18 protein-coding genes and 1 tRNA gene are annotated in these 14,519 nt (G+C 65.2%); 12 read left to right on the top strand and 7 right to left on the bottom strand.

Features of this window, described 5'->3' with window-relative positions; all coding sequences use genetic code 11:
* Nucleotides 1–80: 80 nt before the first annotated feature.
* The 4 genes from ygfZ to ACSR1C_RS08105 all read left to right on the top strand — a co-directional run bounded on the left by ygfZ (nt 81) and on the right by ACSR1C_RS08105 (nt 2,005).
* Nucleotides 81–836 carry a CAF17-like 4Fe-4S cluster assembly/insertion protein YgfZ gene (gene ygfZ / locus ACSR1C_RS08120; protein WP_460258678.1) on the top strand — a complete coding sequence of 252 codons (756 nt, stop codon included), beginning with the start codon at nt 81–83 and terminating at the stop codon, nt 834–836.
* A gap of 90 nt (nt 837–926) precedes the next feature.
* On the top strand, nt 927–1,313 hold the full coding sequence (locus ACSR1C_RS08115) for a VOC family protein (RefSeq protein ID WP_460258679.1): 387 nt from the start codon (nt 927–929) through the stop codon (nt 1,311–1,313).
* Entirely contained in the window at nt 1,313–1,567 is a 255-nt protein-coding gene (locus ACSR1C_RS08110; RefSeq protein ID WP_460258680.1) for a helix-turn-helix transcriptional regulator, read from the top strand. Before ACSR1C_RS08115 ends, ACSR1C_RS08110 begins: the two co-directional genes overlap by 1 nt.
* Nucleotides 1,568–1,597: 30 nt before the next feature.
* Nucleotides 1,598–2,005 carry a helix-turn-helix transcriptional regulator gene (locus ACSR1C_RS08105; RefSeq protein ID WP_460258681.1) on the top strand — a complete coding sequence of 136 codons (408 nt, stop codon included), beginning with the start codon at nt 1,598–1,600 and terminating at the stop codon, nt 2,003–2,005.
* 24 nt (nt 2,006–2,029) lie between these two features.
* Here the strand turns inward: ACSR1C_RS08105 and efp are convergent, their stop codons facing one another.
* Nucleotides 2,030–2,593, bottom strand: a complete 564-nt coding sequence (gene efp, locus ACSR1C_RS08100; RefSeq protein WP_460258682.1) for an elongation factor P — start codon at nt 2,591–2,593, stop codon at nt 2,030–2,032.
* A 217-nt stretch (nt 2,594–2,810) separates the two neighbouring features.
* Between efp and ACSR1C_RS08095 the strand changes: the two genes are divergently transcribed.
* Nucleotides 2,811–3,131 (top strand): DUF6280 family protein, encoded by a 321-nt coding sequence (locus ACSR1C_RS08095; RefSeq protein ID WP_460258683.1) that lies wholly within the window; start codon nt 2,811–2,813, stop codon nt 3,129–3,131.
* Nucleotides 3,132–3,224: 93 nt separating this feature from the next.
* Here ACSR1C_RS08095 and ACSR1C_RS08090 read toward each other — a convergent pair whose 3' ends face one another.
* From ACSR1C_RS08090 to ACSR1C_RS08080, 3 genes are all read right to left on the bottom strand, one after another.
* Nucleotides 3,225–3,968, bottom strand: coding sequence for a hypothetical protein (locus tag ACSR1C_RS08090; protein ID WP_460258684.1), 744 nt, complete (start codon nt 3,966–3,968; stop codon nt 3,225–3,227).
* 71 nt (nt 3,969–4,039) lie between these two features.
* On the bottom strand, nt 4,040–5,410 hold the full coding sequence (locus ACSR1C_RS08085; RefSeq protein WP_460258685.1) for a TolC family outer membrane protein: 1,371 nt from the start codon (nt 5,408–5,410) through the stop codon (nt 4,040–4,042).
* An 82-nt stretch (nt 5,411–5,492) separates the two neighbouring features.
* Complete coding sequence (locus tag ACSR1C_RS08080) at nt 5,493–6,146, bottom strand: protein-L-isoaspartate O-methyltransferase family protein (protein ID WP_460258686.1); 654 nt, start codon at nt 6,144–6,146, stop codon at nt 5,493–5,495.
* A gap of 130 nt (nt 6,147–6,276) precedes the next feature.
* Between ACSR1C_RS08080 and ACSR1C_RS08075 the strand changes: the two genes are divergently transcribed.
* The 3 genes from ACSR1C_RS08075 (at nt 6,277) to ACSR1C_RS08065 (ending at nt 7,877) form a co-directional block, all read left to right on the top strand.
* Nucleotides 6,277–6,350 (top strand) — tRNA-Cys (locus tag ACSR1C_RS08075).
* A 265-nt stretch (nt 6,351–6,615) separates the two neighbouring features.
* Nucleotides 6,616–7,101, top strand: coding sequence for a GNAT family N-acetyltransferase (locus tag ACSR1C_RS08070; protein ID WP_460258941.1), 486 nt, complete (start codon nt 6,616–6,618; stop codon nt 7,099–7,101).
* A complete protein-coding gene (locus tag ACSR1C_RS08065; RefSeq protein ID WP_460258687.1) occupies nt 7,098–7,877 on the top strand; it encodes a Stf0 family sulfotransferase in 780 nt (259 codons plus the stop codon). Before ACSR1C_RS08070 ends, ACSR1C_RS08065 begins: the two co-directional genes overlap by 4 nt.
* Nucleotides 7,878–7,950: 73 nt before the next feature.
* On the opposite strand, the gene ACSR1C_RS08060 is transcribed toward ACSR1C_RS08065, so the two are convergent.
* The gene (locus tag ACSR1C_RS08060) at nt 7,951–8,994 is read right to left on the bottom strand and encodes a cytochrome-c peroxidase (protein ID WP_460258688.1); all 1,044 of its coding nucleotides are present in this window, start codon (nt 8,992–8,994) and stop codon (nt 7,951–7,953) included.
* A 186-nt stretch (nt 8,995–9,180) separates the two neighbouring features.
* Between ACSR1C_RS08060 and ACSR1C_RS08055 the strand changes: the two genes are divergently transcribed.
* Complete coding sequence (locus tag ACSR1C_RS08055; protein WP_460258689.1) at nt 9,181–10,455, top strand: 3-deoxy-D-manno-octulosonic acid transferase; 1,275 nt, start codon at nt 9,181–9,183, stop codon at nt 10,453–10,455.
* 56 nt (nt 10,456–10,511) lie between these two features.
* Here ACSR1C_RS08055 and ACSR1C_RS08050 read toward each other — a convergent pair whose 3' ends face one another.
* Entirely contained in the window at nt 10,512–11,057 is a 546-nt protein-coding gene (locus tag ACSR1C_RS08050; protein ID WP_462596918.1) for a glutathione peroxidase, read from the bottom strand.
* Nucleotides 11,058–11,233: 176 nt separating this feature from the next.
* Between ACSR1C_RS08050 and ACSR1C_RS08045 the strand changes: the two genes are divergently transcribed.
* From ACSR1C_RS08045 to ACSR1C_RS08035, 3 genes are all read left to right on the top strand, one after another.
* On the top strand, nt 11,234–11,710 hold the full coding sequence (locus tag ACSR1C_RS08045; RefSeq protein ID WP_460258691.1) for an NUDIX hydrolase: 477 nt from the start codon (nt 11,234–11,236) through the stop codon (nt 11,708–11,710).
* 72 nt (nt 11,711–11,782) lie between these two features.
* On the top strand, nt 11,783–12,223 hold the full coding sequence (locus ACSR1C_RS08040; protein WP_460258692.1) for a DUF1178 family protein: 441 nt from the start codon (nt 11,783–11,785) through the stop codon (nt 12,221–12,223).
* Between the two features lie 10 nt (nt 12,224–12,233).
* A complete protein-coding gene (locus ACSR1C_RS08035; RefSeq protein ID WP_460258693.1) occupies nt 12,234–12,899 on the top strand; it encodes an SDR family NAD(P)-dependent oxidoreductase in 666 nt (221 codons plus the stop codon).
* A 9-nt stretch (nt 12,900–12,908) separates the two neighbouring features.
* Here ACSR1C_RS08035 and ACSR1C_RS08030 read toward each other — a convergent pair whose 3' ends face one another.
* Nucleotides 12,909–14,414 (bottom strand): pyruvate kinase, encoded by a 1,506-nt coding sequence (locus tag ACSR1C_RS08030; RefSeq protein ID WP_460258694.1) that lies wholly within the window; start codon nt 14,412–14,414, stop codon nt 12,909–12,911.
* Between the last annotated feature and the right edge of the window lie 105 nt (nt 14,415–14,519).

The raw sequence follows: 14,519 nt of genomic DNA, 5'->3' as shown, positions 1-14,519 counted from the left end.
CCGTCGGCCTTGTCGGCTTGGCCCCCCGGCACAGCTTTCCCTATAGTTGAAACGCGCGCCCGAACTGGGAATAACAGATCATGACCGGCGAAACCGCCCCCGACAGAACCGTTTTCGAAATCACCGGCGCGGATCGGCTGCACTTTCTGCAAGGGCTGGTGTCGAACGATGTCACCGCGCCCGAGGGGCGGCTGATCTATGCCGCGCTGCTGACGCCTCAGGGCAAGTATCTGGCCGATTTCTTTCTGACCGCGCACGGCGATGCGGTGCTGCTGGATGTGAAAACCGATCTGGCCCCGGCGCTGGCCCGCCGTCTGAGCATGTACAAGCTGCGCGCCGATGTGGCGATCACACCCTCGGCGCTGCACGTCCTGCGCGGGTTGGGGGATGCGCCCGAAGGCGCCCTGCCCGATCCGCGCCACCCGGCACTGGGCTGGCGAATGTACACCGACCGGCCCGGCAGCGCGCCGCAGATCGACTGGGACGCGATCCGCGTCGCCCATTGCATCCCCGAAACCGGGATCGAGCTGATCCCCGAGGACACCTATCTGCTGGAAGCCGGGTTCGAGCGCCTGCACGGCGTCGATTTCCGCAAGGGCTGTTACGTGGGCCAGGAGGTCACCGCGCGGATGAAGCACAAGACCGAACTGCGCAAGGGGCTGGCGACGGTGCGGATCGAAGGTGCCGCGCCGGTGGGCACCACGATCACGGCCGATGACAAACCGGCCGGCACGCTGTTTACCCAATCGGGCGGGCGCGCCATCGCCTGGCTGCGTTTTGATCGGGCCACGGGCGACATGCAGGCTGGGGATGCCATCCTGCACCGGGACGGCTGAGGGCTCTCCGGTAAAGCCACCTGACACAACGCTGTCAGGGGGACTCTGGCATGGTCGGTTCACTGCCAGCCAACCACAAGGACCCTGCCAATGCCTTTTATCCCCGAAAACCCCGCCGTCTGGACCGAAATCAAAGTCACCGACCTGGCCGCCGCCACCGATTTCTACCGTAAGGTTTTTGATTTCGAACTCACGCCCGACGACAGCGGCCCGGCACCCAGCACGGTGATCCGCTATGCTGCCGATGGGGGCGGCGTCTCGGCCCAATTGATGCCCGGCATCCCGGCCGCCCCCGGAACCGGATCGACCATTCACCTGTGTGTGCCCGACACCGTCGAAGCGGCGATGAAACGGCTGGTGGCCGCGGGCGGAACCGAGGTCAGCCCGATCATCACCATCCCGCCCGGCCGCTTTGCCTATGCGCAAGACCCCGACGGCAATTCCATCGGCCTCTTCCAGCCCCACACGGCCGCCTGATGCGCCGCGCCGACCGCCTGTTCCAGATCGTTCAGTATCTGCGGGGCGGTCGGCTGCTGACGGCGCGCCATCTGGCCGAAAATCTGGAGGTGTCCGAGCGCACGATTTATCGCGATATCGCCGATCTGATCGGTTACGGCGTACCGATCGATGGCGAGGCGGGCCTGGGTTATCTGATGCGGAGCGGCTATGATCTGCCGCCGCTGATGTTCACCACCGACGAAATCGCCGCGCTGGTCGCCGGGCCCGGCTGATCCGCGCCTGGGGCGGGCTGGACATTGGACATGGCCCGCGCCGCCGAAAACGCGCTGGACAAGATCGACGCCGTGCTGCCCGACGCCGCCCGCGCCCGCGCGCAATCGGTGCAGATCCACGCCCGGCCCGCGCTGGAAATGACCGAGACCCAGCGCGCACTGATCGACCAGCTGGATCAGGCGACCGAGGCCCGGCAGCGCCTGACCCTGTCCTATCGCGACGCTGCGGGCCAGATCACCACCCGGCGCGTGCGCCCGCTGGGCCTGTGGTTCTGGGGCAAGGTCTGGACCTTGGTCGCCTGGTGCGAACTGCGCGAGGATTTCCGCGTGTTCCGGCTGGACCGGATCGAAACCCTTACAAAGGGCGCCGCGTTCAAACCCGAGCCGGGCAAGGATCTGACCGCCTTCTATGCCACGGTCACCCCGCACCCACAGTAAATCCGCACCGGGCGCAGGGCCCGATCAGGCGCGTTCGGAATATTCCATGGTCTCGGTGTTGACGATGATATCCTCGTCCTGCCCGACGAAGGGCGGCACCATCACCTTGACCCCATTGTCCAGGATCGCGGGCTTGAAGCTGTTGGCGGCGGTCTGCCCCTTCACCACCGGCTCGGTTTCGACCACCTTGCAGGTCACCTTCTGCGGCAGCGTGGCGTTCAGCGCCTCGGACTCGTAATATTCGATGACCACGGTCATACCGTCCTGCAGAAACGGGCGGCGGTCGCCCAAAATCTCGGCGGGCATCTCGATCTGCTCATAGGTTTCAGTGTCCATGAACACCAGCATCCCGTCGGTTTCATACAGGAACTGCTGGTCTTTCTGCTCCAGCCGGACCCGCTCCACCTTGTCGGCGCTGCGGAATCTTTCGTTCAGTTTGGAACCGTTGCGCAGGTTGCGGAGTTCTACCTGTGCGAACGCGCCACCCTTGCCGGGCTTGACATGGTCCACCTTCACGGCGGCCCACAGGCCGCCATTATGTTCCAGCACGTTGCCGGGGCGGATTTCGTTACCGTTGATCTTGGCCATTGGATAAAACCTGGACGGAAGGTTGATTGGAATTTGACCGCACCTATATCTTGACCACCCAAGGCTGGCAAGACGACTAGATGCGGTAAAACATCGGGACAAGCCATGCGCAATGTGCATAGGTGACATTCCAAATGGGAAATACCGAATCGCAACAAAACCGCCATATTCGGCGGCACGCCAAAAAACGCAAGAGCAAGAATAAAAGGACGACGAGATGGTCGATTTCGTTGATGGCACCGCATTCAACCACGAACAGGGCAACCGCGCGCGAAAACTATTCGCCGCAGTGGTTCTGGCCGCATTGGACGATGCGATTGCAGACGATAAGAAATATGGTAACGGCCCCGAGCAGATCGCCCGGTGGGCGCGGTCCCGCGATGGACGCGAAGTGCTGTCCTGCGCCGGGATCGATCCCAACGAGCGCGTCGTGTCCGGGCTGATGGAGTTCGTCTCCAAAGGTGTGCGCACGTCGGTCGCGCTGTCGCGCGAGGAAAGCGAACGCCGCCACATACAGGAGCAGGCCGAAGCCGCCTGATCGCTATTCTGCTGCCAAAGGTCAGAAAAGCGCGCCCTTGCCGGGCGCGTTTTTCGTTGTGCCGTGATGCGGGAAGCAGAGGCCGTGCCGGTCTTATTCGAAATCGCGGCTGGCCATCGCGCGGTTGATTTCGCGGCGGACCAGCTTGCGCACATTGCGGGTGATGCGTTCGCCCAGATCGCCCTGCAGTTCTTCGCGGACGATGTCATTGACCAACTGGCGCAGCATGTCTTCGTCCAGCACGTCGGGGTCGCCGCCGAACATGTTCGCCTCGTCCCCGGTCTTGTCCGATTCGGTGTCGGGCACGGTGGCGGCTTCGACGGTCGGCCCTGCCGCTTCGGCCTCCACCTCTTCGGGCATGACCGCAGGTTCAGCGGGTTCGGCCCGGCTGGAAATCAGATCGTCCAGACTGAAGGTACGATGCGGGCCCAACTCGCTGCCATCGGGCTCCCACTCCTCTTCACAGCCCGCAACCGCGGCTTCCAGCTCTGCTATGCGATCCTCAAGCGAGACCTCTTCCCAGGAATCGACCGGGTGCGGCGCAGCCTCGCTGGTCTGTTCCGGCGCCAAATCCGTGTCTTCCCCCACCGGGGCACCGGCGGGAGCCCGGGGGGCTTCAGCCTCCGCCTCTTGCGGCACCTCTGCGGGTGCGGGCGTCGCATCCGGCTGCTCTACCCGCAGCGCCGGGGTCAGCACCAAACGGCCCGCAGAGGCCGCCACCCGTCCCTCGGCCCGAAGAGCTGTGGGCACGACCCGGTCCGCCGTCTCATCCGCGACAAGCCGCCGGATCGACGACAGCACATCTTCGATTTCCATATGCTTGATCGGGTCGGGCATCCGCGTTCCTCTGACAAACAATGCAGGTATGGTAGCGCGAGCCGCGCCATCACACAACAAATGGTATTGTCTTACTCCTGCCCGATGCTCTTGAGCACCTTTTCCAGCCGGTCGCCCTGCACGCTGCGCACCGGCGCATTCTTGACCGCATTGTAATAGGCGGCGGGATCATAGGTCGGAATGCCAAGGTTCAGATGCTCCACCGTCAGAAAGCCCATGGACGACAACACCTGATAATAGGCCACATATTGCGTCGCCTCGGCCTCGACCCGTCCGGTCCGCGCATCCAGCAGTTCCTGTTCGGCGTCCAGAACCTCTAGCGTGGTGCGCGCGCCCAGCCGGGCCTCTTCCTTGGTCCCGTCGAAGGCAAGCTGTGCGGCGCGAATCTGCTGATCGCTGGCGCGAAGCTGGGCCCGCGACACCGCAAGCTGCGCCCAGGCGTTGCCGACCCCCTGCTCGATCTGGCGCACGGCATAATGCAGGTTCGACAGCGCCGCATCCCGGTTCGCCAGCGCCTGCCGCTCCGCCGAGACCAGCCCGCCACCAGCATAGATCGGCTGGGTCAGGGTCAGGTCGATCGAGCTGCTTTCAAGACTGTTATCGTTATGGGACAGGTTCGCCCCCGCCGTGATCGACGGCTTGCGCGCGGCCCGGGCCCGGGCCAGCGTCAACTCGGACACGGTAACCTGACGCTGGGCCACCTCAAGGCTGGGATGGTTGCGCTGCGCGATCGCGCTGGCCTCTTCCAGCGTCTTGGGCAGCGCGGGCGTGCGCGGTGTGCCGGTCAGCGTGCCGGGATAGCGACCGATCACCAGCTTGTAGGATTCGCGGGCCACGGCCAGCGCGCCCTGCGCCGCCACAAGCGAACTTTGCGCCGCAGCCAGACGCGACTGGGCCTGCGACACGTCGGTGCGCGTGACCTCGCCCACCTCGAACCGGTCCTGCGCGGCGCGCAACTGCTCGGTGATCAGGCGCACGTTGTTGTTGCCCAGCGCGACATTCTGGATCGCGCTGCTGACATCCATATAGGCCTGCACCGCCGACAAAAGCACCGACTGCTCGATATTCAGCAGGCTGGCGCGGGTCGACAGCACGGTTTCCTTGGCCGACTCGACGGCCAGACGGTTCGCGCCGCCGTCATAGATCGACAGGCTGGCATTCAGCGTCATGTAGGCCTCGGTCGTGTCCGAGGTCACCGAGGTGTCGGTATAGCTGCCATTGGCGATAAAGCTGATCACCGGCCGCAACGCGGCAATGGATTGCGCCACGTTTTCGTCGGTGGCCCGCAGCAGCGCGCGGTTCTGTTCCAGCAGGTCGCTGTTCTGGTAGGCCAGGATCAGCGCGTCGGTCAGGGTTTCGGCCCGCGCCGGGGCTGCCCCCCCGCCGCTTAGAAAGACCGCTGACAGAAGCCCCGCCATCGCACCCCGAATAACCTTTTTCATCTGCATCTGCCTCTGTCCATTCCGACTGACCGGGGGCGTCTCTTGCCTGTCGCCGCCCGGCTTCCTGCGGCCCCTGAGGGCCTTACAATACGAATGCGCGCTGGCGCTCGAATCCCGGCAGCACGGGCGCCCCTGCGTTGAAAGCGAAGCGCCAGGTCATTCTGCCGTCGATTTTATACCCTATCCGGCAAACGCCAAGCGCGTTTTCCATGAACAGCACCGCCATGCGCCCGCCTTCGCGCAGTTGATCGACAACCGCGTCCGGCAGATGCGCCACCGCGCCCTGAATCGTGATCACGTCATAAGGGCCGTGCTTGGCCGCGCCCTGGGCCAGCGGCCCTTCGATCACCGCCGCGTTGTCCACCCCGGCCTGCGACAGGGTGGCCTGCGCCTCGGCCGCCATGTCGCCGTCTTCCTCGACCGCGATCACGGCCTCGGCCAGCCGCGCGATGACGGCGCTGGAATAGCCCAGCCCGCAACCCAGATCGAGCACCAGTTCGTCGGGCTGAATATCCAGCGCATCCAGCATCTTGGCCAGGGTCCGCGGCTCCAGCATCACGCGGCCGCCGCCCAGATCGACATTCTCGCCTATATAGGCCGCCTCGCGCCGGGCCGTGGGCACGAAGTTTTCGCGCGGGACGGAAAGCATGGCATCGATGATCGGAAACTTGGTCACATCAGAGGGGCGGACCTGGCTGTCCACCATCATCCGACGGCGCATCGCGTAATCTGTCATGGGACTAAACTCTTCGGTCTAGTTGAGGTCCATTCCGTCATGCCACAGAAACGCGGGCACGGCAACATGCCAGCGCCGCGCGCAAGGGGATTGCACCCCGGGAATGCTTGCGCTATGTCGGCGCGGCGCTGGCGAGTTGGCGGAGTGGTTACGCAGCGGATTGCAAATCCGTGTACAGGAGTTCGATTCTCCTACTCGCCTCCACTCAAATTGGCACCGTAATGGCAGCACCGGAGTCATTCGAGAGCGAAATGGCGGGTGGAAGACGCGACCATTCAAACATCCCCACGCGAAACAGTGCTCCAGGATGCGGGACCCCACAGACAACAGTCACTGTAAAAAACGCTGCGCGCTCTATATAGGCTTTCGACACACCGTCCCTGGCGCTAACTCTCGGGCGGCACACATGGCAGCCGAGCCGTCGGCCATACGAATGAATGCTTCGGTTTTTACCGGGATGCGGGCTGACATGACGATCGAATCCAGACGCACACTCACCTTCGCGCGGTTGCCGGACATTTCGCCCGACGCGATCATGGCCCACATGTCCGATCCCCGCGTCGCGGCACACATGCCCCTTCTTACCTTCGAATGGGACCGGCACGCCGTTACCGAATTCGTTGCCGCCAAGGAGGCGTGCTGGCATCGCGACGGGCTTGGCCATTGGGCGATCCTCTGTGACGGCGCCTATGTCGGTTGGGGCGGATTTCAGAAGGAAGGCGACGAATGGGATTTCGGCCTGGTGCTGAGGCCCGACAACTTTGGGCTTGGCGTGCCGATCGCCAGGAAGGCAATCGCGTTCGCCAGGGCTGATGAACGAATTCCCTTCGTGACATTCCTTCTGCCGCCGTCGCGCACGCGCCTTGGGGGGCTTGCGCGGCTCGGCGCCCGGTTCGTCGGAGAGGTCGAATATGGTGGCACCCTCTTTTTGAAATATCGCCTGGATACGGAATGACCGGTTCGGCAAGATATGACTCTTACGTGATCTGTGCCACGCCACGCACAGGAAGCACACTTTTGTGCGGCCTGTTGGCGTCGACCAATGCTGCCGGAAAGCCGGACTCTTTCTTTCGGCGACAATCGATTTCGCGGTGGGCAGCGCATTTGGGGGTCCCTGCCCCGGATGAGTGCAGCGCGCTTGAATTCAATCGAGCGTATTTGGCGGCGGTACTGCGTGAAGGGCGCGGCGCGACAGGCGTCTTTGGGGTTCGTCTCATGATGGAAAACACCAAAGAGCTGTCTGCCCGGCTCGACATCCTGCATCCGAACCTTCCCGACGACGCCGCACGTTTTGAAAGCGCTTTCGGTCGAACCCTCTACATCCATCTGTCGCGCCTGGACAAAGTTGCTCAGGCGATTTCCTACGCCAAGGCCATGCAGACCGGTCTCTGGCACGTTGCCCCGGACGGAACGGAAATAGAGCGCACCGCGCCGCCCAAAGCGCCCGAATACGATGCTGACCTCCTCCGGCAACATGTTCAGAAGTTTGAAGCGTTTGAGGGCGAATGGAACCTTTGGTTCGAACAGCAACGGGTTGCGCCGCTTCGCATTACATATGAATCGCTTTCCTTCGCCCCCAAAAACGTGCTTGCCACCATCCTGCGCCATCTTGGACTTGACCCGGAAATAGCTGCCGGCGTGGCGCCAGGCGTCGCCAAACTGGCGGATGAGGTAAGTCTTGACTGGCGAGGCCGCTATCGCGCCGATTGGGAAGATCACGCGCAGCCCTGAAGCCCGGGCAATCGTTTCGTCACGAAAAAGGCCGGCACGCTGGCCGGCCTTTCCTCAGTCCCGCATGCCCGCCCTATTCGATGATCACTTCGGCCGTCGGGCGCGGCGTGGTTGCGGTTTCGGTCGGCAGCACAGGCACCGTGACCTCGGGCACCGTGCCGGTCAGGGTGCCCAGGAACGCCACCAGCTGATCGGCCTCTTCGTCGGCCAGTTCCTCACCCAGCTGCGACTCGGCCATGATCTGCACCGCGACCTTCAGATCCCAGACCTTGCCCGAATGGAAATAGGGCGCGGTCACGGACACGTTGCGCAAAGGTGCCGCACGGAACACGTATTCATCATCCGCGGTGTCGGTCACCGCGAACCGGCCCTTGTCGCCCACCGGCAGGATATCGGCACCGGGTTTTTCAATCAGGCCAAACGGGTGATAGCCCTCACCACCCACATTCACGCCGCTGTGGCAGGCGATGCAGCCCTTGTCCATGAACAGTTCCAGCCCCGCGCGCTCCATGTCGGTCAGTGCCATGTCATCGCCGTTCAGGAAGGCGTCGAACGGCGCGGGGGTGATCAGCGTGGCCTCGAACGCCTCGATCGCGCGGGCCATGTTGTCGAACGAGACCGCCTCGCCGTCATCGGGGAATGCCGCGTTGAACCAGGCCACGTAATCGGTCATCGAATTCAGCGTCACGACCACGTTCTCCGGCGTGTTGGCCATTTCAACCCCGGCCTGGATCGGCCCTTTGGCCTGGGCCTTCAGGTCATCGGCGCGACCATCCCAGAACTGCGCCTCGTTCAGCACCGCGTTCAGAACGGTCGGCGAATTGCGCGGCCCCTTCTGCCAGCCATGGCCGATCGAGGTTTCCTGATTGTCATCCCCGCCGGTGGCCAGGTTATGGCAGGAATAACAGCTGAACACCCCCGAGGCCGACAGCCGCGGATCGAAGAACAGCGATTTGCCCAGCGCGATCTTTTCGGGCGTGACCCGATTGTCCGCGATCTGCGGCACGGTAGAGGGAAGCGGCTGGAAGAAGTCGAGCGCCGCGTCGCGCAGGTCGTCGGCCGCAGCAGCGCCCGTCATCGCGGTTGTCACAAGGAAGGACGCAAGAAGACGTTTCATAGGATCACCTATTGTTCGTGTTCGAATTTCTCGCGCGTCCGGCTACAGGATGCCTGCACCTCAAGTACCGGCCTTGATCCAGATCAATTTCGTTAGAATCATTCTAGTTTGCCTCACGCCACCCGCCCCTTGCCTGCGCCCCGCCCCCCGCGTAAGCCTAGGGCACCCTTCGCAAGAGCGTGCCGTGTGTTTGCTTACCGCCTTCTTCTAAGCCTCGCCGCCCCCTATTTCGTCCTGCGCCTGTGGCGTGGCGGGCGCGCGCAGATGGTCGAGCGGCTGGGCGGCAACGGCCCCGGCCGGATGGGCCGGGGTTTGGTGATCTGGCTGCATGCCGCCTCGAACGGCGAGGCGACCGCCGCCCGCCCGCTGATCGACGCGCTGCTGGCGCGCGATGACAAGCTGACGCTGATCGTGACCTGCAATTCCGAAACCGGGCGCGCGCTGGTGCGGGGCTGGGGTCTGGCGCGGGTGTCGGCCCGGCTGGCGCCGCTGGATTACCGGCTGACGTTGCGCCGCTTCATCGGCAACTGGCAGCCCGACGCGCTGATCCTGATCGAAAGTGAACTATGGCCCAATCGCATGGCCGCGATGCGCGCCTTGTCGCGCCCGGTGGTGGTGTTGTCGGCCCGGATGTCGGACAAAAGCGCCGCCACCTGGGGCCGGATGCCGGGGCTGGCGCGTCAGGTGATCGGCGCGATCAGCTATCTGTCGGCCCAGGATGCCGCGTCCGAGGCGCGGTTTCAGGCACTTGGCCTGCCCGAGGACCGAACCGGCCCGGTGCTGAGCCTGAAAACCCGCGCCGCCCCCGGCGGTTTCGATGCGGATGAAAAGGCGCGGCTGGCCCCGCTGCTGCCGCGCGTGAACACCGTTCTGGCGGCCTCGACCCACGAGGGCGAGGAACAGGTGATCCTGCTTGGCTTTCGCAAGGCCCATGCCCGGCGCCCCGATCTGCGGCTGATCCTGGCCCCGCGCCATCCGCGCCGCCGGGCCGAGGTGCAGGCGCTGATCGCGCGTCAGGGGCTGGGCTGCGCCACCCGTTCCGCGGCAGAACTGCCCGATGCGCAACACCCGGTCTATCTGGCCGATACGCTGGGCGAGATGCCGCTGTGGTATGATCTGGCCGCGACCACCTTCGTCGGCGGTTCGCTGGTGGCGCGGGGCGGGCACACCCCGTTCGAACCGGCCAGCCACGGCAGCGCCCTGCTGCACGGGCCGCATCTGGACAATTTCGCCGAGATTTACGCAGGGCTTCAGGCGGCGGGTGGCTCGGCCATGATCGACAGTGCCGATGCGTTGGCCCATGCCCTTCTGTCCCTCGACGACGCCGCGCGCCGCCGCATGACACAGGCCGCCGCCACGGTGATCGAGGCCCTGCAAGGCAGCGCCGGTCTGGCCCCGATCCTGGACCGGCTGGCGGATCTGACCGGCGACCCCGGCCTGCGCCCGCACCACGGGACGTGACAAAGGACATGCCCCGTACCGCGCGACACCTGTCGCCGGGCCGGTCACCAGGGCCGTTACCGGGGCAGCAGCGCCTCGATCTCGTGGATGATCTGCGGCGCTTCCGGCGTGACCCTGGCGCCCCATGTCGCCACCACCTGCCCGTCGGGGCCCAGCAGGACCTTGTTGAAGTTCCAGCGCGGCTCGAACCCCGCCGTGTCGGCCAACCAGCGGTAGAACGGATGCGCCTGCGGCCCGCGCACATGGGTGATCTCGGTCATCGGCAGGTTCAGGTCGAAGGTCGTGTCGCAAAACCCCTTCACCTCGGACTCGGTGGCCAGTTCCTGGCGGAAATCGTTGGACGGCACCGCCAGCACCACAAGCCCCCGGTCGCCGTAGCGGTCGTAAAGCGCCTGCAACCCTTCATACTGCGGGGTGAACCCGCACAGCGAGGCGCTGTTGACCACCAGAACCGGCTGCCCGGCCCAGTCGTTCAGCCGAATCCGCCCGCCATCGATCGACGCGAAACTGAAGTCTTCGGTCGCCGCCACAGGCAGCGTCAGCGCCAATGCCCAAAGGACCAGTCCAATCAGCCGCCGCATCTGCAATCCGTCCTTCGCCATGTTGCGCCCCGCCCCGATGAACTATACCCTGCGGTTGATCCGCAAAGCCAGCATTAGGGCATTTCTGCCACGCGCAGACCGCGGCTTGGTTGATGTTTGGACATATTGGCCGATAATATGAGACGTAATATTAACCCGGAGCAAATGCCGGCCGCAATTTGGATGATGAGCAGATCGTGACACTGCAAAGAACGACTCAGCTGCCGATTTCAGTCGGGCGTGCGCAAAAACGCGACGCCCGGACGCAGTTTGCCGCGCTTTGCTATCGGATCGTCAAGGACAAGCCCCAGGTCCTGCTGATCACCAGCCGCGACACCGGGCGCTGGGTCGTGCCCAAGGGCTGGCCGATGGACGGGCTGACCCCCGCCCAGGCCGCCGCCCAGGAAGCCTGGGAAGAGGCCGGCGCCGAGGGACGCACCCATGATTTCGTGCTGGGCATCTATTCCTATGACAAGCTGATGCCGGACAGCGCCCCCCTGCCCTGCATCGTCGCGGTGTTTGCCCTGAAGGTGAAGCGGCTGGCCCCCGATTTCCCCGAAAAGGGCGAGCGCAAGCGCAAATGGTTTACCCTGAAAAAGGCCGCCGCGCGGGTCGATGAGGCCGAACTGGCCCAGATCATCCTGAGCTTCGACCCGCATCGCCTGCGCTGGTGACGCACCACACAGGGCATTGATCGCGCGGCGGTTTCGCCTATTTTAGCTGTTCCACCCACTGACGGAGCCCCCATGATCCGCTACGCCATGAACTGCAAGCAAGGCCACCGGTTTGAAAGCTGGTTCCAGTCCGCCGAAGCCTTCGAAAAGCTTCAGGCGGCGGGCATGGTTGCCTGCGCGGTCTGCGGCGGCAGCGAGGTCGAGAAGGGGCTGATGGCGCCGCGCATCGGCGCCGCCACCGCCGCCACGGCGTCCGACGCCGCGCCCGAACGCCCGCTCAGCGCGCCGGCCTCGCCCGCCGAACAGGCCCTGACCGAGTTGAAGCGCAAGATCGAGGCGAACTCGGATTATGTCGGCCGCGATTTCGCCAAAGAGGCGCGGCGCATTCACGACGGCGACGCGCCCGCGCGCGCAATCTATGGCGAGGCGAAACTGGACGAGGCCAGGAAACTGATCGAGGACGGGGTGCCGGTGGCGCCTCTGCCCTTCATGCCCGGCCGCAAAAGCAATTAAGGACCCCGCCATGACCGTTCTGATCACCGGCGCCAATCGCGGCATTGGGCTGCAACTGGCCCAAAACTACGCCGCGCAGGGCACTGCCGTGATCGGCACCACCCGCAGCGACGTCGCGCCGGATCTGCCGGGCGCCGACTGGCAGCGACTGGACGTGACCGATGCGGCCGCGCAGCGCGCCATGGCGCAGGCGCTGACCGGCCGTGCGATCGACCTTCTGGTATGCAATGCGGGGGTCTATCTGGACGGCGGTCACCCCCTCGACGACGGCTATCCGCCCGCGATGTGGGCGCAAAGCTTCGCCGCCAACGTCACCGGCGTATTCCTGACAGTGCAGGCGCTGCTACCCAATCTGCGCCTGTCGGCCAATCCGAAAATCACGATCATCTCGTCGCAGATGGCATCGCATACCCGCGCCCCGGGCGGGTCCTACATCTATCGCGCGTCCAAGGCGGCGGCGCTGAACCTGGGCCGCAATCTGGCCACCGATCTGGCGCCGCAGGGCATCGCCGTGGGCATCTACCATCCTGGCTGGGTGCGCACCGACATGGGCGGCGCCGGGGCCGCGATCAGTGTGGACGAGGCCGCCGCCGGGCTGATGGCACGGTTCAGCGCGCTGTCGCTGACCACCACCGGCTGTTTCGAGACATGGGACGGCCAGCCGCATCCCTATTAAAGCCGCGCCTCAGATCTCGCCCCAGGCGTGAAGCTGGCCAAGCCGGGCCGATTTCTTGTTCTGGTGCCGGTCCATCCGCGTCAGGATGCCGCTCAGAAACGCCACCGCCTCGGGCAGATAGGGCCCCTTGTTCAGCATCACGCATTCGGCGCGCTGGCCCATCGCCGCATCGGTGGTTTCGGCGCGGGTGGCCTGCCCCTGTTTCAGCAATCCTTCCAGCACCTGGGTGGCCCAGACCACTGGCACCCGCGCCGCTTCGCACAGCCACAGGATTTCCTCCTGGATCTCCGACAACCGCTCGAACCCGATCTCGACCGCCAGATCCCCGCGCGCGATCATCACCGCCACCGGCAGCCGCCCGCCCGCCGCGACGATCAGTTCGGGCAGGTTGCGCACCGCCAGCGGGGTTTCCACCTTCAGCATGATGCCGGGCAGCGGCCGGTCCGGCACGGCCCGCGCTTCCATCGCCGCGATCAGCGCGGCCACATCGCCGGGCGTCTGGACAAAGGAAAAGGCGACCAGGTCGGCATGGCCCACCACGAAATCGAGGCTTTCCAGATCGTCAGCTGTCAGTGCCGGGATCGCCAGATCGACCCCCGGCAGGTTCACACCCTTTTCCAGCTTGATCCGTGCGCCCTTGGCCGGGGCGCCGGTCACTTCCAGAACTGCGTGGCACGGTTCGGCCTCGACCACGCGCGCGCGCAGCTTGCCGTCGTCGATCCAGACCGGCGCGCCGGGTTTGAGATGGGTCAGCAACACCGGATCGGTCAGCGTGGCGGTCAGCAGATTGTCGCCTTTCTTGATGCGCTCGGCCAGCGCGAACCGGTCACCCGGGAACAGACGGTGTTTCTTGGTGCTGCTCAGCGCCTCGATCCGCAGCTTGGGGCCGCCCAGATCCATCTGCACCGGCACCGCCCGGCCCGCCGCGTCCGCAGCCCGGCGCACATTTTCAATCATCGCGGCCCAGACATCGGGGCCGTCATGGGCACAGTTGATCCGCGCGCAATCGGCGCCCTCGGCCACCATGCGGTGCACCAGCGCCGGATCCTCGGCCGCTGCCGTCGGCAGCGTGACCATGATCCGGGTGCGCCGCGCCCCCGCGCCGCCGCCGAACAGCGCATCGCGCCGCGCGCCCAGCAGGGCATGGCCAGCCTCGAACGCCGCAGGCGCGGGATAGTGCGCCGATGCGGCGCCACCGATCAGTGCGAGCGAGGCCAGCACCGCGTCGATACTGGCGCGCACATGGCCCTCGGCCCGGCCCAGCGTCGACAGGCCCAGAGCCGCCAGCGGGGCCTGTAACGCGCTGAAATCAGCCCGGCGCAACGCCAGATAATCGGCCAGGTTGCGGGCGGAATCCTGAAACTCGGGCCGGATCACCACATCGGCCCAGCGCACCATGGTCCGGTCCGATCCGGCCACAAGCGCCACGCGCAGATCGGCCAGCGCCGTATGCAGCGCGCGCGCGGTCCGGGCGTGATCGGGAATATCGCTGTCGGTTTCGGTCTGCTCCGGCATGGCCTGTCCTTCGGTTCTGCACGCATCATTCCCGCTTAGCGCGCGATTGCGACGGATCCGTGTCACCCGATCCCGCGGCCCTTGCAACGCGGCCCCGCGCCGCAT

This window comes from Actibacterium sp. D185-2, assembly GCF_054954595.1.
Note: the sequence above shows the minus strand (reverse complement) of the source record. Positions and strands in the feature narration are given on the sequence as shown.

Excerpts from the sequence above, each read along its gene's own strand:
- ygfZ (WP_460258678.1), top strand. The coding sequence starts at position 81 with ATGACCGGCGAAACCGCCCCCGACAGAACCGTTTTCGAAATCACCGGC.
- ACSR1C_RS08115 (WP_460258679.1), top strand. The coding sequence starts at position 927 with ATGCCTTTTATCCCCGAAAACCCCGCCGTCTGGACCGAAATCAAAGTC.
- ACSR1C_RS08110 (WP_460258680.1), top strand. The coding sequence starts at position 1,313 with ATGCGCCGCGCCGACCGCCTGTTCCAGATCGTTCAGTATCTGCGGGGC.
- ACSR1C_RS08105 (WP_460258681.1), top strand. The coding sequence starts at position 1,598 with ATGGCCCGCGCCGCCGAAAACGCGCTGGACAAGATCGACGCCGTGCTG.
- efp (WP_460258682.1), bottom strand. The coding sequence starts at position 2,593 with ATGGCCAAGATCAACGGTAACGAAATCCGCCCCGGCAACGTGCTGGAA.
- ACSR1C_RS08095 (WP_460258683.1), top strand. The coding sequence starts at position 2,811 with ATGGTCGATTTCGTTGATGGCACCGCATTCAACCACGAACAGGGCAAC.
- ACSR1C_RS08090 (WP_460258684.1), bottom strand. The coding sequence starts at position 3,968 with ATGCCCGACCCGATCAAGCATATGGAAATCGAAGATGTGCTGTCGTCG.
- ACSR1C_RS08085 (WP_460258685.1), bottom strand. The coding sequence starts at position 5,410 with ATGAAAAAGGTTATTCGGGGTGCGATGGCGGGGCTTCTGTCAGCGGTC.
- ACSR1C_RS08080 (WP_460258686.1), bottom strand. The coding sequence starts at position 6,146 with ATGACAGATTACGCGATGCGCCGTCGGATGATGGTGGACAGCCAGGTC.
- ACSR1C_RS08070 (WP_460258941.1), top strand. The coding sequence starts at position 6,616 with ATGACGATCGAATCCAGACGCACACTCACCTTCGCGCGGTTGCCGGAC.
- ACSR1C_RS08065 (WP_460258687.1), top strand. The coding sequence starts at position 7,098 with ATGACCGGTTCGGCAAGATATGACTCTTACGTGATCTGTGCCACGCCA.
- ACSR1C_RS08060 (WP_460258688.1), bottom strand. The coding sequence starts at position 8,994 with ATGAAACGTCTTCTTGCGTCCTTCCTTGTGACAACCGCGATGACGGGC.
- ACSR1C_RS08050 (WP_462596918.1), bottom strand. The coding sequence starts at position 11,057 with ATGGCGAAGGACGGATTGCAGATGCGGCGGCTGATTGGACTGGTCCTT.
- ACSR1C_RS08040 (WP_460258692.1), top strand. The coding sequence starts at position 11,783 with ATGATCCGCTACGCCATGAACTGCAAGCAAGGCCACCGGTTTGAAAGC.
- ACSR1C_RS08035 (WP_460258693.1), top strand. The coding sequence starts at position 12,234 with ATGACCGTTCTGATCACCGGCGCCAATCGCGGCATTGGGCTGCAACTG.
- ACSR1C_RS08030 (WP_460258694.1), bottom strand. The coding sequence starts at position 14,414 with ATGCCGGAGCAGACCGAAACCGACAGCGATATTCCCGATCACGCCCGG.